Genomic DNA, 22,464 nt, shown 5'->3' with positions numbered 1-22,464 from the left:
GAGGGAACCTGTGCGGCCGGGGCGCGGTGTGTGCTGTTCATCATCGGGCGAGATCGGCCAGGGCAAGGTTCAGCTGGACGATATTGACGCGTTCCTGACCCATGAAGCCGGCGTTGCGTCCCTGGACGTGGTCAGCGACCAGCTGGCGGACCGTGTCCACCGGCAGGTTCCGGGCCCTGGCGACCCGTGCGACCTGCTCATCGGCGTAGGCCTTGGAGATGTGCGGGTCGAGACCCGAACCACTCGCGGTCAGGGCGTCCACCGGAACCTGGTCCGGTGCGACGCCGTCGAAGGCTGCGACGTCCTTGCGCCGCTGCTCGATCGCCTTGATCAGGTCCTCGTTGTTCGGGCCGAGGTTGGAGGCGCCGGACGCCTTCGGGTCGTAGCCGCCGGCGGAGGGCCGGGGCTGGAACCACTTGGGGTCGGGCAGCGCCGCCTCGTCCGCGTCGTCGGGGTTCTTCTTGGGGAGGTCGAAGGTCTGACCCAGCAGGCTGGAACCGACGACCTTGCCGTTCTGCCGCACCTCGGAGCCGTTGGCCTGGCCGGGGAACACGGCCTGGGCGATGCCGGTGACCGCCAGCGGATAGATGATGCCGGTGACGACGGTCAGCAGGAGCAGCATGCGCAGCGCCGTCAGGTGCTGGCGGACTGCGGCCGGGAAGAGCTTGGACATGGGGAACACCTTCTTTCGCGGGTCAGCGCAGTCCGGGGATGAACTGGATGATCAGGTCGATGACTTTGATGCCGATGAACGGGAGGACGAGCCCGCCGAGTCCGTAGACCATGATGTTGCGGTTGAGCAGGGCCGCGGCCGAGGACGGGCGGTAGCGGACGCCTCGCAGCGCGAGCGGGATCAGCGCGATGATGATCAGCGCGTTGAAGATGATCGCCGAGGTGATCGCGGACTGCGGGCTGTGCAGGCTCATGATGTTGAGCTTGTCCAGGCCGGGGTACGCGACGGCGAACATGGCGGGGATGATCGCGAAGTACTTCGCGACGTCGTTGGCGATGGAGAACGTCGTCAGCGCGCCACGGGTGATCAGCAACTGCTTGCCGATCTCCACGATCTCGATGAGCTTGGTGGGGTTGGAGTCCAGGTCCACCATGTTCCCGGCCTCCTTGGCGGCCGAGGTACCGGTGTTCATGGCCACGCCCACGTCCGCCTGGGCGAGTGCGGGAGCGTCGTTGGTGCCGTCACCGGTCATCGCGACGAGCTTTCCGCCCGCCTGCTCCCGCTTGATCAGCGCCATCTTGTCCTCGGGAGTCGCCTCCGCGAGGAAGTCGTCCACCCCGGCTTCCTCGGCGATCGCCTTGGCGGTCATGGGGTTGTCACCGGTGATCATCACCGTGCGGATGCCCATCCGGCGCAGCTCGTCGAACCGCTCCCGCATGCCCTCCTTGACGACGTCCTTGAGGTTGATCACGCCCAGCACGCGGGCGGTGCTGGTGTCTCCCTTCCGGACGATCTCGCCGACGACCAGGGGTGTGCCGCCGGCCGACGAGATGCCGTCGACGGCCGGGCCGACCTCGTCGGTGGGGTGGCCGCCGTTGTCGCGGACCCACTTCATCACCGCGGTGGCGGCGCCCTTGCGCAGCGACCGGTCGGCCAGGTCGACACCGCTCATCCGCGTCTGTGCGGTGAACGGCACGAACGTTGCGTGCCCGAGCTCCCCTTCGGCCCGGCCGCGCAGTCCGTACTTCTCCTTCGCCAGCACGACGATGGAGCGGCCCTCGGGCGTCTCGTCGGACAGCGAGGACAACTGTGCCGCGTCGGCGAGCTGCTCGATGTCCACCCCACCGACCGGCAGGAACTCGGCTGCCTGACGGTTGCCGAGGGTGATGGTGCCGGTCTTGTCGAGCAGCAGCGTGTTGACGTCACCTGCGGCCTCGACGGCACGGCCCGACATCGCCAGCACGTTGCGCTGCACCAGCCGGTCCATACCCGCGATGCCGATCGCCGACAGCAGCGCGCCGATGGTGGTCGGGATGAGGGCGACCACCAGGGACACCAGGATGACGATGGACTGCTCGGCGTTCGCGAAGATCGCCATCGGCTGGAGCGTGACGACGGCCAGCAGGAAGACGATGGTGAGCGAGGCGAGCAGGATGTTCAGCGCGATCTCGTTCGGCGTCTTCTGCCGCGAGGCGCCTTCCACCAGGGCGATCATCCGGTCGATGAACGTCTCACCGGGCTTGGAGGTGATCTTGATGACGACGCGGTCGGAGAGCACCTTCGTGCCACCGGTCACCGCGCTGCGGTCACCGCCGGACTCCCGGATGACCGGGGCCGACTCACCGGTGATGGCCGACTCGTCGACGGAGGCGATGCCTTCGACGACATCGCCGTCGCCCGGGATGATCTGACCGGCTTCGACCACCACATGGTCGCCGAGCCGCAGTTCGGCGGCGGGGACCGACGCTTCCTTGGCGGTCTGCGAGCGCGGCTGCCAGCCGTCGAGCCGGCGCGCCACCGTCTCGGTCTTGGTGCGGCGCAGCGTTTCGGCCTGTGCCTTGCCGCGTCCTTCGGCCACGGCCTCCGCGAGGTTCGCGAAGATGGTGGTGAGCCAGAGCCATACGGTGATCACCCAGGCGAAGACGCTGGGGTCCTTGATCGCGGACAGCGTGGTGAGGACCGCGCCGACGCCGACGACGAACATGACGGGGTTGCGGACCAGCGTGCGCGGATCGAGCTTGCGCAGCGCGTCGGGAACGGCCTTGAGCATCTGCTGGGGATCGAGGAGACCGCCCGAGACGCGGTGCGGTCCCTGGGAGGCGGGCGGCGGGCCGCCCGGCGATGCCGGTGGTCTGGCGGTGGTGAGGGACATCAGTGCAGACCTTCCGCGATCGGGCCCAGCGCGAGCGCGGGGAAGTAGGTGAGACCGACGACGATGAGGATCACGCCGACCAGCAGGCCGACGAACTGCGGCCGGTGGGTCGGCAGGGTGCCCGCGGTGACGGGCACGGGCCGCTGTTGGGCCAGCGACCCGGCCAGCGCCAGCACGAAGATCATCGGTAGGAAGCGGCCGAAGAGCATCGCCAGGCCGAGGGCGGTGTTGTACCACTCGGTGTTGACGCTGATGCCCGCGAACGCCGACCCGTTGTTGTTCGCGGCCGAGGTGAACGCATACAGGACCTCGGAGAACCCGTGTGCGCCGGAGTTGAGCATCGAGGCCCGCTCCCCCGGCAGCGCCATCGCGAACCCGGTGCCCACCAGTACGACCGCCGGGGTGGTGAGGATGTACAGCGAAGCGAACTTCATCTCGCGGGCGCCGAGCTTCTTGCCCAGGTACTCCGGGGTGCGGCCGACCATCAGTCCGGCGACGAAGACGGCGATGATCGCGAGGATCAGGATGCCGTAGAGGCCGGAGCCGGTGCCACCGGGTGCGATCTCGCCCAGCATCATGTTGAAGATCGTCATACCGCCGCCGCCGGGCGTGAACGAGTCGTGGAAGGAGTTGACGGCGCCGGTCGAGGTGAGCGTGGTCGACACCGCGAAGAGCGCCGACGCCCAGATCCCGAACCGCTGTTCCTTGCCCTCCATCATCCCGCCGGCCGCGTGCCCGGCGCTGCTGCTGACGCTGTGCAGCTCGTTGGCCGTCACGATCGCGACGGAGCCCGCCCAGATCAGGGCCATGACCGCGAGGATCGCGTAGCCCTGGCGGTTGTCACCGACCATCCTGCCGAAGGTGCGCGGCAGCAAGAACGAGATCACCAGCAGGAGGTAGATCTCCAGCAGGTTCGTGAACGCGTTGGGGTTCTCGAAGGGGTGAGCGGAGTTGGCGTTGTAGAAGCCGCCGCCGTTGGTGCCCAGCTCCTTGATGGCCTCCTGCGAGGCCGCCGGTCCACCCGTGAGTGACTGGTGGTCGCCCGCCAGCGTGGCGATGTCGTGGATCCCGTGGAAGTTCTGGATGGCGCCGGCCGCGACCAGGACCAGCGCGAAGACGAACGCCATCGGAACCAGGAGGCGTACGACAATGCGCGTCAGGTCCACCCAGAAGTTGCCGACCCGGTCGGTCCTCCTGCGGGTGAAGCCGCGGATCAGCGCGGCGACGACCGCGATGCCCACCGCGGCGGAGACGAAGTTCTGCACCGCCAGGCCCATCATCTGGACCAGGTGCCCCATCGTCACTTCACCGGAGTACGACTGCCAGTTCGTGTTGGTGACGAAGGACGCCGCGGTGTTGAACGCCTGGTCCGCCTTGACCGGTGGGAAGCCGATCGAGAGCAGCAGGTGGTTCTGCAGCCGCTGGAAGCCGTAGAGGAAGACGACGGAAACGGCGGAGAAGGCCAGGACGCTGCGGAGGTAGACCGACCACCGCTGGTCTGCGTCAGCGTCCACCCCGCCGAGCTTGTAGATACCGCGCTCCACCCTCAGGTGTTTGGTGGTGGTGAGGACATGGGCCATGTAGTCGCCCAGCGGGCGGTAGGTGAGGGCCAGCGCCCCGACCAGGGCGAGGATCTGGAGCCATCCGGCGAGAGTGTCGTTCACTAGAACTTCTCCGGGAAGATGAGAGCCAGCACCAGGTACCCCAGCAGGCCCGCGGCGACGACGAGGCCGACGATGTTCTCAACGCTCACAGCCGGTCCACCCCCTTGGCCACCAGGGCGAGAACGACGAACACGGCAACCGTGACGCCGATGAAGACGAGATCGGACATGGGCGATGCACCCCTGATGTCATGAAGGACAGCACCGCGCGGCAGGAGCCGGACGGTGATGGGAAAGGACCCCGCAGTGGCACCGGCCGGAACCGGCCTCCATACCGAACTGCGCGGAAGTTCCACTGAGGAGTGCCTTTAACGCTTCCCTGGCACCTATCGGCAGGACATTGACGCTGCCTTGACAGGGGTTGGGCCGATAGGGTCAAGGCGGTGTGCCGGGAAGACTGGTCGGCGAGACGGGCCTGCATGGCCTGAACTCGATCCAGGGGGCGGCATGCGCGGTGTGGGTACGGTTCTGATTCTCGTGGTGCTCGCCACCGTCGTGGCCACCGGAGCCCGCCGCTGGCGTATCCCCGCACCCTCCCTGCTCGTCGTCGCGGGCCTCGTCGTCGCGCTGCTGCCCGGAACGCCGGAGATCCGTGTCACTCCCGAGATCATCGGGCTGGTGGTGCTGCCGCCGCTGCTGTACGCCAGCGCCGAGGAGCTCTCCCTGCGCGAGCTGCGCGCGGTCTGGAAGCCGGTCAGCATCCTCGCGGTCGGCCTGGTCCTGGCCTCGGCGGCGGCCGTCGGCGCGGTCGCATGTCTGCTCACCCCGCTGACCTGGCAGCTGGCCCTGGTGCTGGGTGCGGTGCTGGCCAGCACCGATCCCGTGGCCGTCACCGCGCTCGGCAGGCGGCTGGCGCTGCCGCCGAAGGTGCAGACCCTGGTACAGGCGGAGAGCCTGTTCAACGACGCCACCTCCCTGGTGCTCTTCCGGGTCGCGGTCAGCATCGCCGTCGCGTCCACGGCAGTGTCCTGGCAGAGCGCCGGCGGCCAGTTCCTGCTCCTGGCCGGTGGCGGCACCCTCATCGGAGCCGCGGTCGCCCTGGTGGTGTCGGCGATCCGGCGGCGGACCGAGGACCCGGTGCTGGAAACGGTGATCGCACTCGTGACCCCGTACGCCGCCTACGTCCTCGCCGAGGCGGCCCACACCTCCGGCGTGACCTCCGTGGTGGTCGCCGGAGTCGTCCTCGGCGGACGGGGCGACCGGCTGACCAACGCGGGCATCCGCCTCCAGTTGCACGCTGTCTACGGCACCGTGGTGTTCCTGCTGGAGAGCGTCGTCTTCAGTCTCATCGGCCTGGCTCTGCCCACCCTCATCTCCGCGCTGTCCGACGAGGACCGGCTGTGGCCGCTGCACGCGGTCGCCCTGGCCGCGACGCTCGTCGCCGTACGGATGCTGTGGATCTTCCCGCTCTCGGCCGTCGTCCAGTGGAAAGGCGGCCGGCGAGCCTCGTGGCGGGTGCCGGTGGTGATGTCCTGGGCGGGCACCCGGGGCGTCGTACCGCTGGCGGCCGCGCTGTCCATCCCCCTCGTCACGGACGACGGAGCCGCGCTCGGCCACCGCCCCCTGGTTCTCGTCCTGGCCACCTCGGTCGTCGTCGTGACCCTCGTGGCGCAGGGCTTCACCCTCGCCTCGGTCGTCCGGCGCTCCGGGATCGCTCTCGAACCCGACCACACCGAACGGGAGGAGGCCACCGCCCGCTGCGATCTCGCCGAGGCGGGCATCCGCCGCCTGGACGAACTGTCCGAACTCGAAGCCGCCCCCGACGTGGTGATAGACCGTCTCCGCCGCAGCTTCCAGTCCCGTATCGACCACGCCCACGACCGTCTCAGCGACGCCGATCACACCGAATCCGCCGACCACGTCTACCGCCAGCTGCGCCGCGACCTGATCGTGGTGGAGACCGCCGAGCTCCAGCGCCTCTACGACGACCACCGGATCAGTGACACCACCCGCCGTCGGTTGCAGCGTTCGCTGGACCTCGAGGAGGCCCGTCTCGCGGGCACCTGACCCACCATCCGCCCACGGGTGCCGGCGTCACCACAGGTGCCGGTATCAAGATCGCGCAAGGGCCCGGCCGGAAAGCGCCAGGGATACGTCAAAAGCACGGCAGTCCACCAGTGGTGGACGGTTGGCTGACAGCGCCGGTCCGCTCCGGTGCTGCGCCGAGTGGTCCCGCCGGGCAGCCCGCGCCCGTATGCCCAGGGGTAGATCCCGTATGTCTTTCACGGCGCCTGAGAAGGCTTCCGCCCGCGACACCCCCGCACCGCACCGGACGGAGGGCCCGCACCGCATAGCCGCCGGGCTGATGGACCCTCAGCAACTGATCAGCTCTTTCCCGGAGGCGCTGCGGAAGCTGCACCCCCGGGTGATGGTGAAGAACCCGGTGCTGTTCGTCGTGGAGATCGGCGCGTCCCTCACCACCTTGTCCGCGGTCTTCGCGGCGACCGTGTTCGCCTGGCTGATCACCGTGTGGCTGTGGCTGACCGTGGTCTTCGCCAACCTCGCCGAAGCCGTCGCCGAAGGGCGGGGCAAGGCGCAGGCCGAATCGCTGCGCAGAACCCGTACGGAGACGGTCGCCCGCCGTCTGCACCGCTGGCACTTCGGGGAGACCGACTGCCCGGAGGACATCGTCCCGTCGACGGAACTACGGCCGCGGGACGTCGTGGTCGTCGCCGCAGGCGAGGTCATTCCCGGGGACGGCGAGGTCATCATCGGCATCGCCGCGGTCGACGAGTCCGCCATCACCGGTGAATCGGCCCCGGTCATCCGTGAATCCGGCGGCGACCGCTCGTCCGTCACCGGCGGCACCCGGGTGCTGTCCGACCGGATCATCGTGCGGATCACGTCGAAGCCGGGCGGCACGTTCATCGACCGGATGATCGCCCTGGTCGAGGGCGCGGAGCGCAAGAAGACCCCCAACGAGACGGCGCTGAACATCCTGCTCGCCTCGCTGACGATCGTCTTCCTGCTGGTCGTCGTCACCCTGCAGCCCATGGCCGGTTACGCGCACTCCGCCCAGTCCACGGTCGTGCTGGTCGCCCTGCTGGTGACCCTCATCCCGACGACGATCGGCGCGCTGCTGTCGGCGATCGGCATCGCGGGCATGGACCGGTTGGTGCAGCGCAACGTCCTGGCGATGTCCGGCCGGGCCGTCGAGGCGGCGGGCGACGTCTCGACCCTCCTGCTCGACAAGACCGGCACCATCACCTTCGGCAACCGGCAGGCCACCGCCTTCGTCCCCGCCGCCGGGATCGAGGACCGGCAGTTCGCGGACGTCGCCCAACTGTCCTCCTTGGCCGACGAGACCCCCGAGGGCCGGTCCGTCGTCGTCCTCGCGAAGGAGCGCTACCGGCTGCGCGCCCGCGACCAGGGCGAACTTCCCGGCGCGCGCTTCATGGCCTTCTCCGCGCAGACCCGGATGAGCGGTGTCGACCTGGCGGACGGACGCATGATCCGCAAGGGCGCCGCCGCCGCGGTGGCCGCCTGGGTCACCGGTCAGGGAGGCACGGTCGAGGAGGGCCTGGACCGCGTCGTCGCGGAGATCTCCTCATCGGGCGGTACCCCGCTGCTGGTCGCGGTGTACGACGGCTACGGGCCCCGCGTTCTGGGAGTCATCCACCTCAAGGACGTCGTCAAGGACGGCATCCGCGAGCGCTTCGCCCAACTGCGCCGGATGGGTATCAGGACCATCATGATCACCGGCGACAACCCCCGCACGGCCGAGGCCATCGCCGCGGAAGCCGGCGTGGACTCCTTCCTCGCCGAGGCCACTCCCGAGGACAAGCTGGCCCTGATCAAGCGCGAGCAGGAAGGCGGCAACCTGGTCGCGATGACGGGCGACGGCACCAACGACGCGCCGGCGCTCGCGCAGGCCGATGTGGGGGTGGCGATGAACACCGGTACCTCGGCCGCCAAGGAGGCCGGGAACATGGTGGACCTGGACTCCAACCCCACCAAGCTCATCGAGATCGTCGAGGTGGGCAAACAACTCCTCATCACCCGCGGTGCGTTGACCACCTTCTCCATCGTCAACGACGTCGCCAAGTACTTCGCGATCATCCCCGCCATGTTCGCCGGCGCCTACCCGGGCCTGGACGCCCTCAACATCATGGGCCTGCACAGCCCCACATCGGCGATCGCCTCAGCGATCATCTTCAACGCCCTGATCATCGTCGCCCTCATCCCCCTCGCCCTGCGCGGCGTCCGCTACACCCCCTCCTCCGCCTCCGACCTGCTGCGCCGCAACCTGATGGTGTACGGGCTCGGCGGCCTCGTCCTGCCCTTCATCGGCATCAAACTCATCGACCTGCTGGTCCAGTTCATCCCGGGCATCGGCTGAGGTCGTACGGGCACCAGCCTGGTCCCCTTGGCGTGACCGGCCTGCGCCTCCCCCGCCGCTCCGTGGTCGGGTTCCGCGGGGACACGGCCGCGGCTCAGGGGCGTGGGGGCGGGCGTCCCGTGGTCGGGTTGCGTACGCTGACCTGGCCGTCTCGTCGACGGCCGGCTCACTTCGCAGTCCGATCAGCCCGAAGGAGTTCACGGTGGCCACCTCCGACCAGGCGGAATCCGGATCCGGGGGCCGGGCCCCGTGGCGTCTGCGTCCGTGGCTGCTCGAGGGCCTGGCGGACATGGGCAAGCAGGGGTCGGGGGCGAAGGCGCAGGCTCCCGGTGCGCACCACGGGCAGCGGTGGTGGCGGGTGATGTGCCTGACGGGGCTGGACTACTTCTCGACGCTGGGTTACCAGCCGGGTATCGCCGCCCTGGCGGCCGGTCTGCTGTCCCCGCTGGCCACGGTGGTGCTGGTGGCCGTGACTCTGGCGGGCGCACTGCCGGTGTACCGGCGGGTGGCGGAGGAGAGCCCGCACGGCGAGGGTTCGATCGCGATGCTGGAGCGGCTGTTGTCGTTCTGGAAGGGCAAGCTGTTCGTGCTGGCCCTGCTCGGCTTCGCCGCGACCGACTTCCTGATCACGATCACCCTGTCGGCGGCCGACGCCACCGCCCACCTGGTGGAGAACCCGCACTTCACCAGCGCTCTGCACGGCCACCAGATGGCCATCACCCTGGTGCTGGTCGGCCTGCTCGGCGCGGTGTTCCTCAAGGGATTCACCGAGGCCATCGGGATCTCGGTGGCGCTGGTGGGGGTCTACCTGGCACTGAACGTCGTGGTCGCGGTGGTGGGGCTGTGGCACGTGATCAAGGCGCCGCACCTGATCACCGACTGGTCGTCGGCGCTCACCACCGAACACGGCAACCCCTTCGCCATGATCGGTCTGGCCCTGCTGATCTTCCCGAAGCTCGCGCTGGGCCTGTCCGGATTCGAGACCGGCGTGGCCGTCATGCCCCACATCGAGGGTGATGCGGGCGACACCGAGGATCGGCCCACCGGGCGCATCCGGGATGCGAAGAAGCTGCTGACCACAGCCGCGGTGATCATGAGCGTCTTCCTCATCGTCACCAGCGTGATCACGACCCTGCTCATCCCGCAGGAGGAGTTCAAGGCCGGCGGACAGGCCAACGGACGGGCCTTGGCCTACCTGGCCCACCAGTACCTGGGCTCGGCCTTCGGCAGCGTCTACGACGCGTCCACCATCGCCATCCTGTGGTTCGCCGGCGCCTCGGCCATGGCCGGCCTGCTCAACCTGATGCCCCGCTACCTGCCGCGGTACGGCATGGCACCCCACTGGGCGCGCGCGGTGCGCCCCATGGTGCTGGTCTTCATCGCCGTCGCCTTCCTGGTGACCTGGATCTTCAACGCCGATGTGGACGCCCAGAGCGGCGCCTACGCCACCGGCGTCCTCGTCCTCATCACCTCCGCCGCGGTCGCCGTCACCATCGCCGCCCGGCGGGCCGGGCAACGCGGCTGGACGGCCGGCTTCGCCACCATCGCGCTGATCTTCCTGTACACGACAGGGGCGAACATCGTCGAGCGGCCCGACGGCGTGAAGATCGGCGCCTGCTTCATCGCGGGGATCATCGCCATCTCCCTGCTGTCCCGCATCGCCCGCGCCTTCGAACTGCGGGTCACCGACGTGGTCCTCGACGCGGCGGCCGAGCGCTTCGTACGCGATGACGCCACCCGCAAGCTCCGGTTCATCGCGAACGAACCGGACCGCCGCGACGAGGCCGAGTACCACGACAAACTCCAGCAGATCCGCGCCGACAACGACCTCCCCGAGGACGAGGACTTCGTCTTCGTCGAGGTCACCGTCCTCGACCCCTCCGATTTCGAGAGCGAGGTGAAGGTGACCGGCGAACTGCTGCACGGCCGCTACCGCGTACTCGCCCTGGAGAGCTCCACCATCCCCAACGCCCTCGCCGCGCTGATGCTGCACGTACGGGACCTCACCGACCGGCGGCCGCACATCTACTTCGAGTGGACCGAGGGCAACCCCTTCGCCCAGTTCCTGCGGTTCTTCCTCTTCGGACAGGGCGAGGTCGCACCCGTCACCCGCGAAGTACTGCGCGAGGCCGAACCCGACCGCGACCGACGCCCCCGCGTCCACGTCGGCTGAACCCAGGCCGCTCAGCGCAGGCGAAGAGCGTGTCAACATCGCGTCACCCGCCCATGGGCGGAGATCAACGTTGTGTCAGGAACAACCCCGCACAGACACCCAGCGCCTAGGATCGAACGCAATCGAACTGTGAAACGGGGGAAACAGTCGGATGGAAGGGGCACGCCCGGAAGTGGCCGCAGTACTGGATGTCGGGTGCCACAGCGCGTTGCTGGCAGTGGTCCGGCGGCGAACCGGCGGCGGGTTGAAGCCGGTCTTCTCGTACAAGGCGCGGCTGCGGTTGCACGAGGCGCTCGACCGAAGGGGCCGCATACGCGAGGCGGGAATCACCAGCGTGCAGCGCGCGGTGGCCGAGGCGACGGCCGCCGCCCGGTTCGGCTGCCCGTCGGCGGTGTTCCCCTTCGCGACCTCCGTCATCCGGGACGCGCCCAACCGCGACGAGATCATCGCGCGGGTGGCCCGCGCCACCGGGACCCGGCTGCGGGTTCTGCCCGGCGAGGAGGAGGCCCGCCTGGCCTATGTGGCGGCCCGGCAGTGGGCGGGCTCCGGGACCGGCTCGCTGCTGATGCTGGACATCGGCGGTGGCACCGTGGAGATCGCCTCGGGCCGCGGAGAGCAGCCCCGCAGCACGCTTTCGCTGCCGCTGGGCGCCCGCCGGATCACCCGGGACTGGTTCCCGGCCGGCACCCTCCCGTCGGCGGGGCGTCTGCAGGAGATCCGCGAGTACCTCAGCCATGCCCTGGGGACAGTGCCCGACCTGCCGGTGGCCTCACGGAACGGGCGCGTCGTCGCCTGTTCCAAGACCTTCGAGCAGCTCGCCGAACTGGCCGGCGCCCCGTGCCCGGACATGAAGCCCCATGCCGGGCAGCAGCTGACGCTGCCCCAGTTGCGCAGGTGGATCCCGGTGCTGGCCGCAGCGGACCCCGCCCTGCTCACCCAGCTGCCGGGCATCTCCCGGCACCGCGCCGGACAGTCCCTGGCCGGCGCTCTGGTCGCCGAGGCCCTTCTCTCCGCGTGCGGGGCCAAGAGCGTAGACATCTGCCCCTGGTCCACCCGGGAGGGACTACTGCTGGAGCGCCTCGGCACGGCCTCCGCGGCACCCCGGAACGACCTCCCCCTCGTCGGCTGAACTGCGGCTCACCCGGCTCGCCGATCACACCCTGTCCTCCTTCTCCCGCCGTCGGAGAGACCGGCACCCTGGGCGGATCCGGGAAGCCGGGCTTGCGGTGATCGCGTGTGCCTGTTGCGTCATCTGGGCTGCGCTGGCACGGATCGCATCCTTGGTGGCGGGTACGGTCACCGGTTCGTTGGCGATGCTCGCGTTCGGCCTCAGCTCGGTGATCGACGGTTCAGCGTCGGCGGTCCTGATCTGGCGATTCAGACGTGAACCCGATCGAGCGGGCGGCCCCTCCCCTGATCTCCGCCAGGTCGAGCGGGTCGCAACGCGGACCGTCGCCGTTGCGATGATGGCGTCAGCGGCATACGTCCTGGTCCAGGCCGGCCGCGCACTGATCCAGCAGGCCCGTCCCGAGCAGGGTGCCCTGGGCATCGGGCTCCTGATCGGCTCCGTACTCGTGCTTCCGCCGGTCGGTGTCGTCAAACATCACCACCGCCGTGCTGTTGCTCGTGGTCGGGCCGGTCGTGTCCCAGCTGGCCGCCCGGGCCCACCGCCTCCAGGTGATCGCCATCACCGACGCCGAATACCTCGCCCAGATCCACCACACGGCCAAGCTGGCCCAATCGGCCACCCCCTACGGGCGTGGTCGACCAGGTACGAGCGCAGCTCGTCGGACTCGTACACCCTCGTCCTGCCACCCGGCTGGAAGTAGATACCCCTGCGCCAGGGCACCGACGACGCCGTCCACCGCATCCTCGACCTGACTTTCGAGAACTTCCCGCGCGACGAGGTCTTCACCTACCGCCGCGATCTGGAGAAACGCCTCGCCCTGCAGATCCGGCAGGCCAGGGACGCCGCCGGGCTCGATCTCTATCTGCCGGTGGAGTTGATGCACGGCATCCCCATCGCCGCGTCGATTGTCGTCTCCGAGGTGTCCTTCGGTTCGGTCGAGGACATCGACCCCGACATGGTCGCGCTGCGGCTCGCCACCGCCGCGGACGGCAGTGAGACGGTCCTGCTGGACGGCGCGATCGCCGTGCGCACCGACAGGGTGGCTGCGGCCGATCCCGCCCGGCAGGCCGAATTCCCGTCCCGCCGCGTGGACTTCGTCATCTCGGTTCCGCAGGATCCCGACCGCTGGCTCGCCGTCGTGTTCTCCACCATCAGCGCCGGCGACCCGTACGACGAGATGTCCGAACTCCTCGTCGGCCTTTTCGACGCCATCATGTCGACCTTCCGCTGGGAGAACCGATGACCGCCGCCGGCACCCTCACCTGGTCCCAGCGCCCCGCCGACCACTGGGCAACCGCCGAAGCGCCCTCCGACGCATGGATCCCGCTGCCGCTCGACTTCGACGGCACGCCCTGGCCCGACGCCACCGCGTATGCCGCCTGGGCAGCGGAGTCGGTGGCCGCCCGGCACCCCGTGGGCGCTCCCTCCGACCTGCACACCCGATGCGAGCAGACCATCCTCAGCGCCTACGGAACGCTCATCGGCACCGTCCCCGCTCACCTGCACTTCCTGTACTGGCCCGACCCCGCCAGACCGCCGCTTCCCGTCTTCGTCGCACTCTGGCAGGCCGAGCACAGCACCGAGGACGCCCTGCTGTACTACTCCGGCGCCCGCACCGGCGAGGAGACCGAAGGCGCCGAGCCCCCGATCATGGAGATCTTCATCAGCGACCACCTCGGCGAGGGGCTGCGCGTCCTGCGCTTCGGCCCCTTCGGCCCCTTCGGCTCCTTCGGCCCCTTCGGCTCCTTCGGCGACGGATCGGAAGGAACCTCCGAGGCGCTGCTCGCCACCCTCGGCTACGCCTGGCGCGCCGAGGCCCATGCCATGGACGTCCAGATGTTCGCCTTCACTCCCGACCTCGGCCTGCTCTACGCGGCCCTCGCCGACCTCGACGCCTTCGCCCGCGTGATCGTCCCCACCCCGGATCCGGGAACGTGACGCCCGCGCCGCACCGCGCCTGGGAGCGTGAGTCAGTAACGTGCGAGCGACTGGTAGCACGCAGTGTTGAGGAGCGGTTCAGGTGCGGGCCAGTGCGGTGGTGATGAAGCGGGCGGCGCGGGTCAGGGCCGCGTCGGCCTCGTCCAGCAGGCCCTCGAAGGCCTGGAAGACGTGGGGAACGTCGGCGGTGATGTCGAGCTGGACGTCGACCCCGGCAGCGGCCGCCCGGACGGCGAACCGGGTGGAGTCGTCCAGCAGGACCTCGTTGGAGCCGGCCTGGAGCAGCAGCGGTGGCAGTCCGGTCAGGTCGGCGTGGAGGGCCGGGCTCAGCAGGGGCTGGTCGGGGTCCTGTCCGGCCAGGTAGTGGGCGAAGACGGTGGTCAGGTCCGCGCGGGTGAAGAGCGGGTCGGCGTCGTGCTTGGTGGTCATGCTCTCGCCCGAGCGAGTGGCGTCCAGGCCTGGGGAGAAGGCGACCGCGGCGGCCGGCATCGGCAGTCCGGCGTCGCGGGCGGTGAGCAGGGTGGTGATGCTGAGACCGCCGCCGGCCGACTCCCCGGCCAGGACGATCTGCTCGGCCGGAGTGCCCTGGTCCAGCAGGTCGCGGTAGGCGGCGAGGCCGTCCTCGACGGCAGCGGGGAAGGGGTGCTCGGGGGCGAGCCGGTAGTCGACCGAGACGGCGCGGACGCCGGTGCGGCGCACCAGCGCGGCGGTGAGTTGCAGGGCCGTGGCGGGTGAGCCGAGGACCCAGCATCCGCCATGGAAGTAGAGGATCGTCCCGGTGGCGGGGTTGCCCTGGGGCTCGACGGTCAGGGCGGGACGCCCGCCGAGGACGGAGGGGGTGACGGTCACCCCGGCCGGGGCCGGGCCCGAGGTCATCTGGGTTTCGAAGTCCTTGCGCAGTTGCTCCGGCGGGAGGCTGCCGTCGAACGGTGCCTGCCGCATCAGGGTGTCGATTGTCGCGCGCTGTGCCTTGCTCATGCGATCCTCCAGATGAGTGCCGTTCTTCACTAGGAACTATATTCCTAGGAATATCATTCCCGCGAATCTGGAGCAGAGTGTGACCGACCTCTCACAGGTGTTCATGGACCTCGTCCGCTACGAGACCAGGCTCTACAACGCGCTGGGCGAACGACTGCGCGCCGAGCACGGTCTGACGATGGGCCAGTTCGAGTTCCTGCGCATCATCGACGCTCGGGACGCCTGCCGGGTCAACGACCTGGCCGAGGAGGCCGCCATCACCGTCGGGGCAACCAGCAAGGCGGTGGACCGCTTGGAGGCCGCCGGCTGGGTGGTCCGGCGACCCAATCCCAGCAACCGCCGCTCGTCCCTGCTGGAACTGACCCCCGATGGCGGCACGCTGCTGGCCGCTGCCACGCCCACTTTCGAGGACGGGCTGCGCTTCTGGCTCGCCGAGCCGCTGACGGCCGGCTCGCTGGAGCGGTTGGCATCCACCGTCGCCCTGCTGCGCAGGACGCTGGAGGACGCCTCGGCGGGAATGCCTGCCGGCTAGGGCCTGTCCCAGCAATGGGCTACCCGCCCGTGTTTCGTGATCATTCGTGCGGGGGGATGGTGGTCAGCGCAGTGGGGACGGTTGTTCGGGGTCGAGCCGGCCGAAAGAGTCGGTCGCAGGGCCGTGGGGCGGTGGCGGACAAGCGGTTCCGGGCGTTCGACCCGCACCACGCGGACGCATCCCGGCGAACGCCGCCCTCAAGGAACGGACGGCCCGCAAACTGCGGACCACACCAGGCAAGGCCGCCTACTGCCGCCCCAAGGCCATCGCCGAACCGTCCTCAGACAGATCATCACCTGCCACAACGGCGCCTAGCCTTCCGGTGCAGGTGGTTCCCCGATCGGGAACAGGATCGGGGAGAGCAGATGTTGCGTCCGGTCCGGTGACGGCTCGTGGCCCAGCTGGGCCACGATCGCGGCGCGCATTCCGCCGATCATCTCGGCGAGTTCGTCCTGGCTGAGCCACAGCGCGTGCTGCCGGTAGCCCACCGAGTCGGCGGTGGGGTCGGCGTCGTCCCGGTCGAGGTAGGCGTTGAACTCGGCGATCAGAGTGGCCATCGCGACGGCGAACGCCCGGCGGTGGTCGTCCACCGAGACCGACGCGGCCGCGTCGGCGCCGATCACCGCCCGCTCCCGGTGCAACCGGTACGTGCGTTCCACGGCGCCGCGCACCCGCTGCTCACCGTCCACCTCCAGCACTCCGCCGTCGGCGAGCAGGGCGACGTGCCGGTACACGGTGGCCTTCGAGGCGTCGGTCAGGCGGGCGCACAACTGGCTGGTGGTGAGGGCCTGTCCGCCGGACAGGGCGTGCACGATGCGCAGCCGCACCGGATGTACGAGGAGTTCCAACGTGTCCACGGTGGCATGATCTCATATGCGATACCGTTCGCAATGTTGAGAACGTAGGACGGGCCCGGGTCGGCTCCTGCCTGCCTCAGTCGGCATCTGTCGGCCTCCGTCGGCCTCTGTCGACCCGGGACGGTCCGGCATGCCCAGACGCCGAAGGAGCAGCGATGCACCGTCCCTCACCCGAAGTTCACCCCGGGACCACCGCCGACGCGGCGCCGTCCGGGCCGCCGCTGGGACGCTTCCATGACGTGGACGGGCGGCGGCTGGCGCTGCACCGCTCGGGCACGGGCGGCCCGAGCGTGGTGCTCCTGCCCGGCGCAGGACTGGTGGGCCTGGACTTCCTGAACATCCAGCAGGGCGCGGCGGAACGCACCACGAGCGTGCTCTACGACCGCGCCGGAACCGGCTGGAGCGAGGACGCCGAGCTCCCCCGGACCCCTACCGACGTGACCGACGAACTCCGGCACCTCCTGCGCGCCGCCGGCGTCCCCGCGCCCTACCTGCTGGCCGGCCACTCCCTGGGAGCGATGTACGCACGCCGCTACGCCCAGCGCTTCCCCGACGAGGTGGCCGGCCTGCTCCTGCTCGACCCCGGCCACGAGGACATGCTCTCTTACCTGCCGCGGCAGGTGGCCGAGATGAACGACCGGATGAAGCCGGACCCGGAGCAGCTGCCGGAACTGACGGAGGAACAGATCCGCTCCGCCCGCGGCCAGTACACGCAGCTCTACGCGCAATGGCCGGATCCGCTGCGCGAGGTGCTCATCGAGCACCACCTCACCACCTGGCGGACCGGCATCCGCGAGACGCTCAACTTCGAGGACGAGGTCTACGACGAGCTCCGGCACGGCGGACCGCTGCCCGACGTTCCGCTGACCGTACTCACCACCACGGGCAGCAACCCGTACTGGGCCCGCTTTATGTCCGACGAGCTCCAGCGCGAGGCACACGACGGCGTGCACGCCCTCCATGCGGCGCTGGCGGGATCCGTTCCGCGCGGCGAGCACCGCGTCATCGACGGCGCGTCACACCAGTACGCCCATGTCACGCACCCTGACGCCGTACTGCGGGCCCTCCACGATCTCCTCGACGCCACGACGGACAGCGGAGCGTAGAAACGACCGGGCGGCGCACGCCGACGCGGGGTCGGAGTACGCCGCCCAGGGGCTGAAGGAGTTGCGGGAGGTGGCCCGCACTGTCATGGCGGTTACTTCGGGTCCTGGTTGAACTTCGAGGTCGACCAGAAGTATCCGAGCACGGTCAGGCCCAGGCTCCAGGCGACGGTGAGCCATCCGTTGTTGCCGATCCCGGTGCCGAGCAGCAGGCCGCGCAGGGTCTCGATGGCCGGGGTGAAGGGCTGGTACTCGGCGATCGGCCGGAACCAGCCCGGCATGGTGTCGATCGGGATGAAGGCGCTGGAGAAGAGGGGCAGCAGGATCATCGGCAGCGCGTTGTTGCTGGCTGCCTCAGCGTTCGGACTGATCAGACCCATGCCGACCGCGATCCAGGTGAGTGCCATGGCGAAGAGCACGAGCAGCCCGAACGCCGCCAGCCACTCCAGGACGGTGGCGTCCGTGGACCGGAAACCGATGGCCACGGCGACCGCGCCGACGAGCACTACGCTCATCACCGACTGCAGCACACTGCCGACGACGTGCCCGACGAGCACCGAGCCGCGGTGGATCGCCATCGTCCGGAAGCGGGCGATGATGCCCTCGGTCATGTCGTTGGAGACCGACACCGCGGTCCCGACCACGGTGCCGCCGATCGTCATCAGCAGGATGCCCGGAACGATATAGGCGATGTAGTCGGAGCGGTCGGCACCGCCGCCACCGATCCCAGCACTCATCACGTCGCCGAAGATGTAGACGAAGAGCAGCAGCAACATGATCGGCGTGAGCAGCAGGTTCAGGGTGAGGGACGGGTAGCGCCGGGCGTGCAGGAGATTGCGGCGCAGCATCGTGTTCGAGTCGCGGACGGCGAGGGCGAAGGCGCTCATCGGACGGTCTCCTTGGACTGGTTGGGCTGGTTGGGGACGGTGCTTCCGCCGGTCAGCGCGAAGAAGACGTCGTCGAGGTCGGGGGTGTGCACCGTCAGCTCGTCCGCCTCGATCTCGGCGGCGTCCAGCCAGTCGAGGATGGCGCGCAGCTCGCGCTGGCTGCCGTCGCAGAGGATCTGCAGCGCCAGCGCCTCGTCGTCCCGGGTGACCTCGCGCAGCGCGACGGCGGCGGCCCGGTACGCGGCCGGGTCGGTGAACCGCAGCCGCACATGGCCGCCGGGGATGAGCCGCTTCAGTTCCTCCGCGGTGCCTTCGGCGGCGATCTTCCCGTCGTTGAGCACGGCGATACGGTCGGCGAGTTCGTCGGCCTCGTCCAGGTACTGGGTGGTGAGGAAGACGGTGACGCCGTCGGAGACCAGCTCGCGGATGATCCCCCACATGTTGTGGCGGCTCCGCGGGTCGAGGCCGGTGGTCGGCTCGTCGAGGAAGATGATCCGCGGATTGCCGACCAGCGTCATGGCGATGTCGAGGCGCCGCTTCATGCCGCCCGAGTAGGTGGAGGCGGGCTTCTTCGCGGCCTCGACGAGATCGAAGCGCTGCAGGAGTTCGGCGGCGACCTTCCGTCCCTCCTGCTTCGGCAGGTGGTGCAGGTCGGCCATGAGGAGCATGTTCTCCTCGCCGGTGATCAGGCCGTCGACCGCGGAGAACTGCCCGGTGACACCGATCGCGGCCCGCACCGCCTGTGGGTCGGCGGCCAGGTCGTGGCCCGCGACCTGGGCCTGTCCACCGTCGGCGGTGATGAGCGTGGAGAGGATCTTGACGGCGGTGGTCTTGCCGGCTCCGTTCGGGCCGAGCAGCGCGAAGACGGTGCCGGCCGGGATGCGCAGGTCGATCCCGTCGAGGACGAGCTTGTCGCCGTAGGACTTGCGCAGGCCGACGGCGGAGACGGCGGCGGACGGCTCCTGACCGTCACCACTGCTGGGCATGGGCATGACAGATGAAGGCATGGGCCTCTCCCGATCGAAGGCTGGAGCGGAGCGACTGGATGGGGCGACTGCAATGGAGTGACTGGAAGGGAGCGACTCAAAGGGAGTGTGGGCCGGGCTCTCAGGCGCGGGCGCGACGGACGTCGATGTTGCCCCAGCGGGTCCGGGCGCGGACCTCGACGGTGTCCTCGGTCTTCTCCGGGGGCTCGGAGGCGTCGAGCGCGTTCCGTACCTGCCCGCGGCCGGAGCTGACGTCGAGCCAGGCGGCGGTGCCCTCACGGATGCCGATGTCGATGGCGCCGTAGTTGGTCTCCAACTGAACGTTCCCGCGCGCGACTTCGGCGACGCGCAGGGTGCCGTTCGCGGTGGTGGCGGCGACCGAGCCCTCGGCGCGCTCGATGGTGATGTCACCATTGGAGCCGCTGACCCGCAGGTCGCCGGTCGCGGTGCCGACGGTCGTGGTGCCGTGCGAGTTCTTCAGGACGGCCGTGCCGCTGACGGTGCCGACGCGCAGGCTGCCGGAACTGGTGGTGACCTCGGCGGAGCCCTCGACGTGGTCCACGGTGATGGACCCGTGGGACGCGGTCAGGTGCAGCGGCCCGGTCGTGTCGAGGCGGACGTCACCGGACGACGTCTTCACCCGGACCTCGCCGAGCCGGCCCTCGCCCAGCACCTGGGTCCAGGAGCCGGTCATGTCGACGCGCGAGCCCGTGGGCAGCTCGACCGTCACGTCGACGGCGCCGGTGGCCCCGACGAGATAGCGCGTCTTGGGAGTCCTGATGGTCAGGACGCCGCCCGAGTAGGTGACCTCGGTCTGCTCGGCGGCCCGCACGTCCTTGTCCTTCTTCGGGTCGCGGGGCGTCACGTCCACGACGGTGTCGGCGCGGTCGGCCGCGGTGAACTGGATGGATCCCGCGTCCACGCGGGCGTTGACCGAGATCGGCTGGGGAGTGTCGAAAGCAGGCATGGCTGTCCCGTCCTCTTGGGTCGTCTTGGGTTTTCGTGCGGGTATGCGTGCGGATACTCGTGCGGGTAGGCGTGCGGGTTCGGTCAGTGCACCCAGCCCGTGAAGCTCTGGCCGACGGTCCTGGTCTTCCCGGGGGTACGGGGGGTGGCGGCGTCGCCCGTGTCGACCGCGGCCGACACGACACGTACGAGCCATGCGTTGACCGAGAGGCCCTCCCGCGCCGCGGCGTCCTCGGCGCGGTTCTTGAGGTGGGCGGGCAGGCGCAGATTGACACGTGCCGTGCCGCCCTCGTCCGTTTCGGCGGGCACCGGGGCCGGTGCGGGCGCCGGTGCGTCGAGGGGTTCGTTCCGGTCCTCGTGTTGCGGCAGCACCACCACGAAGTCTGGGTCGAGACCACGCAGTCGTACGTCGACCGAGCCGGGGGCGAGTTCACGGGTGACCTCGGCCATGGCGGCGGACAGCACATTGAGCATGGTCAGGCGGGTGGCCGACTCCAGCGGCGCGGTCAGCCGCTCGGCGAGCTCGCGGGCTTCGTCACCCCCGGCTTCGGCGGCCACCGCCAGTTCCCTGCGGAGCGTTTCGACGTACGGCGTGAGGTCCATGACGCAATAGTGGCACCACTATGGCGCCATGGGCAAGCACATTGGCGTCACCCGTGGCGCGAGGCATGACCCAGAAGCGTCAGACGGGTACGTCGTTGCAGGTCAATGGCGTATGAGAGGCGGCGAGGGCTTATGGCGCCAGGTTGTCACCGGGTGGCGCCAAGCGGCGCCATCACCCAGCGGTGAACCACCCGGGCCGGCGTCGTGGCCCCATTCCGGCGCCTCGTCGGCCCGGACGTCAGTGCCCAGGACGTCTACGCAGGACGGCCGAGGACCCTACTCACGTGCGCACGACAGCGGAAGGCGGACCCGGACGGGATCCGCCACCGACATCGGTGCGCGACAATCGACGAGTGCCCGGTTACCCCTCCCTCACCGCACTCGACACGCTGCTCGCCTCACTGCCCGGCATAGGAGAAGCTCGCCGGCGCCAACTGGGCATGGTGCAGCGGGAACTCGCGGCGGCACTGGCCCGGGACGCGCTGCCGGTGGCGGCCCGGCGCAGCCTGCGACGGCTGCTGGAGACCGGGACGCTCGACAGCTACCTGCGCCTCGCCGAGTCCGGCGCGCTGCGCCACCGGCTTCTGGGCGGACGGCGCCCGCCGACCTCCCCGCCCACCAACCAGGCCCGCTACGACTGTCTGAACCTCGCCCGGCAGGCACTGGGCCTGCCACGGCTGCCGCTCGGCGGCGGCACCCCCATCCTGCGGCCCACCCCCGAGTCAGGTCAGCTGGCCGCGCTGCGGCGGCAGCTCGACCGCGACCTCGCCGGCCACCTCTCCCCCGGCCGGATCCGGCTGACCGCCGTACTCGCCCTGCTGCTCGACACCCGGTCGCGGTCCGGCGAACTGGCCGGGCAGCGCGTCACGCATCTCACCGGCGACCAGACCCGCCCGCACACCGGAATCCACTCGCGGCGGCAACCGCAGCACGGCACCGGCGTCGCGACCGAGAGCGAGTGGCTGCCGCTGTCGGACCTGAGCCGGGCGGCACTCGACCGGTGGCTGCCACTGCGCGCCGATCTGATGAGCCACGCGCACGGCACCACTCGCCTATGGGTCAGCCTCCGCATGAACCACGCGGGCACCCTGGACGACGACGGCCGGGCCACCCTGCGGCCGGCCGGGATGCCGCTGGAAGAGAACGGACTGATCACCTCCTACCGCGCGGGGCGGTCCCGGTACGAGGAACTGGGACGGCTCCTGCCCCCGAAGATGGAACAGCTGCGCCGGGCCGCCGAGGACCAACACGTCGCATCACAGCTGTAGTTCCGCGCTGTAGTTCCGCGCCGCGGTTCTGCGCTGAGGATCCTCCTGGGCGCGACCGTGAGTCCCTCTCCCCCTGCTGCCTGTTCTGTCTTTTCCTCGACGACAACAGAGAAACCACAGGGCTTGTTATTATCTCCGACGTACCGTTGACGGTGCCGGCACCAGCGGACCTGAGGGCGGCTGCAGGCCGGATGCGCTGCCGACGACCCGGCGGCCA

At 69.8% G+C, this 22,464-nt stretch carries 20 protein-coding genes and 1 pseudogene; 11 read left to right on the top strand and 10 right to left on the bottom strand.

What is annotated here, in order from left to right:
* Positions 1–40: 40 nt before the first annotated feature.
* Genes kdpC through kdpF form a run of 4 tightly spaced genes read right to left on the bottom strand, consistent with a single transcriptional unit; the run spans position 41 to position 4,578 of the window.
* On the bottom strand, positions 41–673 hold the full coding sequence (gene kdpC / locus LNW72_RS34350) for a K(+)-transporting ATPase subunit C (RefSeq protein WP_250978942.1): 633 nt from the start codon (positions 671–673) through the stop codon (positions 41–43).
* 22 nt (positions 674–695) lie between these two features.
* Positions 696–2,825, bottom strand: a complete 2,130-nt coding sequence (kdpB, locus tag LNW72_RS34345) for a potassium-transporting ATPase subunit KdpB (RefSeq protein ID WP_285369865.1) — start codon at positions 2,823–2,825, stop codon at positions 696–698.
* The gene (gene kdpA, locus LNW72_RS34340) at positions 2,825–4,489 is read right to left on the bottom strand and encodes a potassium-transporting ATPase subunit KdpA (protein WP_250978941.1); all 1,665 of its coding nucleotides are present in this window, start codon (positions 4,487–4,489) and stop codon (positions 2,825–2,827) included. The genes kdpB (LNW72_RS34345) and kdpA overlap by 1 nt, the downstream gene beginning before the upstream one ends.
* Positions 4,489–4,578: a K(+)-transporting ATPase subunit F gene (gene kdpF / locus LNW72_RS34335; protein ID WP_250978940.1), complete on the bottom strand. Its 90-nt coding sequence runs from the start codon at positions 4,576–4,578 to the stop codon at positions 4,489–4,491. Before kdpF ends, kdpA begins: the two co-directional genes overlap by 1 nt.
* Before the next feature lie 357 nt (positions 4,579–4,935).
* Between kdpF and LNW72_RS34330 the strand changes: the two genes are divergently transcribed.
* The 7 genes from LNW72_RS34330 (at position 4,936) to LNW72_RS34300 (ending at position 14,067) form a co-directional block, all read left to right on the top strand.
* Entirely contained in the window at positions 4,936–6,495 is a 1,560-nt protein-coding gene (locus LNW72_RS34330; protein ID WP_250978939.1) for a Na+/H+ antiporter, read from the top strand.
* 208 nt (positions 6,496–6,703) lie between these two features.
* Positions 6,704–8,827, top strand: coding sequence for a potassium-transporting ATPase subunit KdpB (kdpB, locus tag LNW72_RS34325; protein ID WP_285369864.1), 2,124 nt, complete (start codon positions 6,704–6,706; stop codon positions 8,825–8,827).
* Between the two features lie 202 nt (positions 8,828–9,029).
* Positions 9,030–11,000: an amino acid transporter gene (locus tag LNW72_RS34320; protein WP_250978938.1), complete on the top strand. Its 1,971-nt coding sequence runs from the start codon at positions 9,030–9,032 to the stop codon at positions 10,998–11,000.
* 172 nt (positions 11,001–11,172) lie between these two features.
* The gene (locus LNW72_RS34315; protein WP_250978937.1) at positions 11,173–12,129 is read left to right on the top strand and encodes a hypothetical protein; all 957 of its coding nucleotides are present in this window, start codon (positions 11,173–11,175) and stop codon (positions 12,127–12,129) included.
* Positions 12,130–12,313: 184 nt separating this feature from the next.
* Positions 12,314–12,829, top strand: coding sequence for a hypothetical protein (locus LNW72_RS42190; RefSeq protein WP_374117436.1), 516 nt, complete (start codon positions 12,314–12,316; stop codon positions 12,827–12,829).
* A gap of 177 nt (positions 12,830–13,006) precedes the next feature.
* Positions 13,007–13,372, top strand: a complete 366-nt coding sequence (locus tag LNW72_RS34305; RefSeq protein WP_250978935.1) for a hypothetical protein — start codon at positions 13,007–13,009, stop codon at positions 13,370–13,372.
* Positions 13,369–14,067 (top strand): hypothetical protein, encoded by a 699-nt coding sequence (locus LNW72_RS34300; RefSeq protein WP_250978934.1) that lies wholly within the window; start codon positions 13,369–13,371, stop codon positions 14,065–14,067. Before LNW72_RS34305 ends, LNW72_RS34300 begins: the two co-directional genes overlap by 4 nt.
* 78 nt (positions 14,068–14,145) lie before the next feature.
* On the opposite strand, the gene LNW72_RS34295 is transcribed toward LNW72_RS34300, so the two are convergent.
* On the bottom strand, positions 14,146–15,045 hold the full coding sequence (locus LNW72_RS34295; protein WP_250978933.1) for an alpha/beta hydrolase: 900 nt from the start codon (positions 15,043–15,045) through the stop codon (positions 14,146–14,148).
* Positions 15,046–15,124: 79 nt separating this feature from the next.
* Between LNW72_RS34295 and LNW72_RS34290 the strand changes: the two genes are divergently transcribed.
* The gene (locus LNW72_RS34290) at positions 15,125–15,577 is read left to right on the top strand and encodes a MarR family winged helix-turn-helix transcriptional regulator (RefSeq protein WP_250978932.1); all 453 of its coding nucleotides are present in this window, start codon (positions 15,125–15,127) and stop codon (positions 15,575–15,577) included.
* A 154-nt stretch (positions 15,578–15,731) separates the two neighbouring features.
* Positions 15,732–15,886, top strand: a pseudogene (locus LNW72_RS34285) (IS1182 family transposase); the annotation flags it as partial.
* A 2-nt stretch (positions 15,887–15,888) separates the two neighbouring features.
* On the opposite strand, the gene LNW72_RS34280 reads toward LNW72_RS34285, so the two are convergent.
* On the bottom strand, positions 15,889–16,434 hold the full coding sequence (locus tag LNW72_RS34280) for a helix-turn-helix domain-containing protein (RefSeq protein ID WP_250978931.1): 546 nt from the start codon (positions 16,432–16,434) through the stop codon (positions 15,889–15,891).
* Positions 16,435–16,589: 155 nt separating this feature from the next.
* On the opposite strand from LNW72_RS34280, the gene LNW72_RS34275 reads away from it, so the two are divergent.
* The gene (locus tag LNW72_RS34275) at positions 16,590–17,540 is read left to right on the top strand and encodes an alpha/beta fold hydrolase (RefSeq protein ID WP_250978930.1); all 951 of its coding nucleotides are present in this window, start codon (positions 16,590–16,592) and stop codon (positions 17,538–17,540) included.
* A 92-nt stretch (positions 17,541–17,632) separates the two neighbouring features.
* On the opposite strand, the gene LNW72_RS34270 is transcribed toward LNW72_RS34275, so the two are convergent.
* The 4 genes from LNW72_RS34270 to LNW72_RS34255 form a co-directional block, all read right to left on the bottom strand.
* A complete protein-coding gene (locus tag LNW72_RS34270) occupies positions 17,633–18,424 on the bottom strand; it encodes an ABC transporter permease (RefSeq protein ID WP_250978929.1) in 792 nt (263 codons plus the stop codon).
* Complete coding sequence (locus LNW72_RS34265) at positions 18,421–19,431, bottom strand: ATP-binding cassette domain-containing protein (RefSeq protein ID WP_250978928.1); 1,011 nt, start codon at positions 19,429–19,431, stop codon at positions 18,421–18,423. The genes LNW72_RS34270 and LNW72_RS34265 overlap by 4 nt, the downstream gene beginning before the upstream one ends.
* Before the next feature lie 100 nt (positions 19,432–19,531).
* Positions 19,532–20,377, bottom strand: a complete 846-nt coding sequence (locus LNW72_RS34260) for a DUF4097 family beta strand repeat-containing protein (protein WP_250978927.1) — start codon at positions 20,375–20,377, stop codon at positions 19,532–19,534.
* A gap of 83 nt (positions 20,378–20,460) precedes the next feature.
* Positions 20,461–20,979 carry a hypothetical protein gene (locus LNW72_RS34255; protein WP_250978926.1) on the bottom strand — a complete coding sequence of 173 codons (519 nt, stop codon included), beginning with the start codon at positions 20,977–20,979 and terminating at the stop codon, positions 20,461–20,463.
* Between the two features lie 353 nt (positions 20,980–21,332).
* Here LNW72_RS34255 and LNW72_RS34250 point away from each other — a divergent pair, with 353 nt between their 5' ends.
* Positions 21,333–22,247 carry a hypothetical protein gene (locus LNW72_RS34250; RefSeq protein WP_250978925.1) on the top strand — a complete coding sequence of 305 codons (915 nt, stop codon included), beginning with the start codon at positions 21,333–21,335 and terminating at the stop codon, positions 22,245–22,247.
* The last annotated feature ends 217 nt before the right edge of the window (positions 22,248–22,464 follow it).

It is taken from the genome of Streptomyces sp. RKAG293, assembly GCF_023701745.1.
In the GTDB taxonomy this organism is placed as follows: domain Bacteria; phylum Actinomycetota; class Actinomycetes; order Streptomycetales; family Streptomycetaceae; genus Actinacidiphila.
This window is presented reverse-complemented; position numbering and strand designations above follow the sequence as displayed.

Coding starts and splice junctions, on each gene's coding strand:
- LNW72_RS34300 (WP_250978934.1), top strand. CDS start 13,369: ATGACCGCCGCCGGCACCCTCACCTGGTCCCAGCGCCCCGCCGACCAC.
- kdpB (WP_285369865.1), bottom strand. CDS start 2,825: ATGTCCCTCACCACCGCCAGACCACCGGCATCGCCGGGCGGCCCGCCG.
- LNW72_RS34255 (WP_250978926.1), bottom strand. CDS start 20,979: ATGGACCTCACGCCGTACGTCGAAACGCTCCGCAGGGAACTGGCGGTG.
- LNW72_RS34275 (WP_250978930.1), top strand. CDS start 16,590: ATGCACCGTCCCTCACCCGAAGTTCACCCCGGGACCACCGCCGACGCG.
- LNW72_RS34305 (WP_250978935.1), top strand. CDS start 13,007: ATGCACGGCATCCCCATCGCCGCGTCGATTGTCGTCTCCGAGGTGTCC.
- kdpC (WP_250978942.1), bottom strand. CDS start 673: ATGTCCAAGCTCTTCCCGGCCGCAGTCCGCCAGCACCTGACGGCGCTG.
- LNW72_RS42190 (WP_374117436.1), top strand. CDS start 12,314: ATGCTCGCGTTCGGCCTCAGCTCGGTGATCGACGGTTCAGCGTCGGCG.
- kdpB (WP_285369864.1), top strand. CDS start 6,704: ATGTCTTTCACGGCGCCTGAGAAGGCTTCCGCCCGCGACACCCCCGCA.
- LNW72_RS34265 (WP_250978928.1), bottom strand. CDS start 19,431: ATGCCTTCATCTGTCATGCCCATGCCCAGCAGTGGTGACGGTCAGGAG.
- LNW72_RS34295 (WP_250978933.1), bottom strand. CDS start 15,045: ATGAGCAAGGCACAGCGCGCGACAATCGACACCCTGATGCGGCAGGCA.
- LNW72_RS34260 (WP_250978927.1), bottom strand. CDS start 20,377: ATGCCTGCTTTCGACACTCCCCAGCCGATCTCGGTCAACGCCCGCGTG.
- LNW72_RS34330 (WP_250978939.1), top strand. CDS start 4,936: ATGCGCGGTGTGGGTACGGTTCTGATTCTCGTGGTGCTCGCCACCGTC.
- LNW72_RS34270 (WP_250978929.1), bottom strand. CDS start 18,424: ATGAGCGCCTTCGCCCTCGCCGTCCGCGACTCGAACACGATGCTGCGC.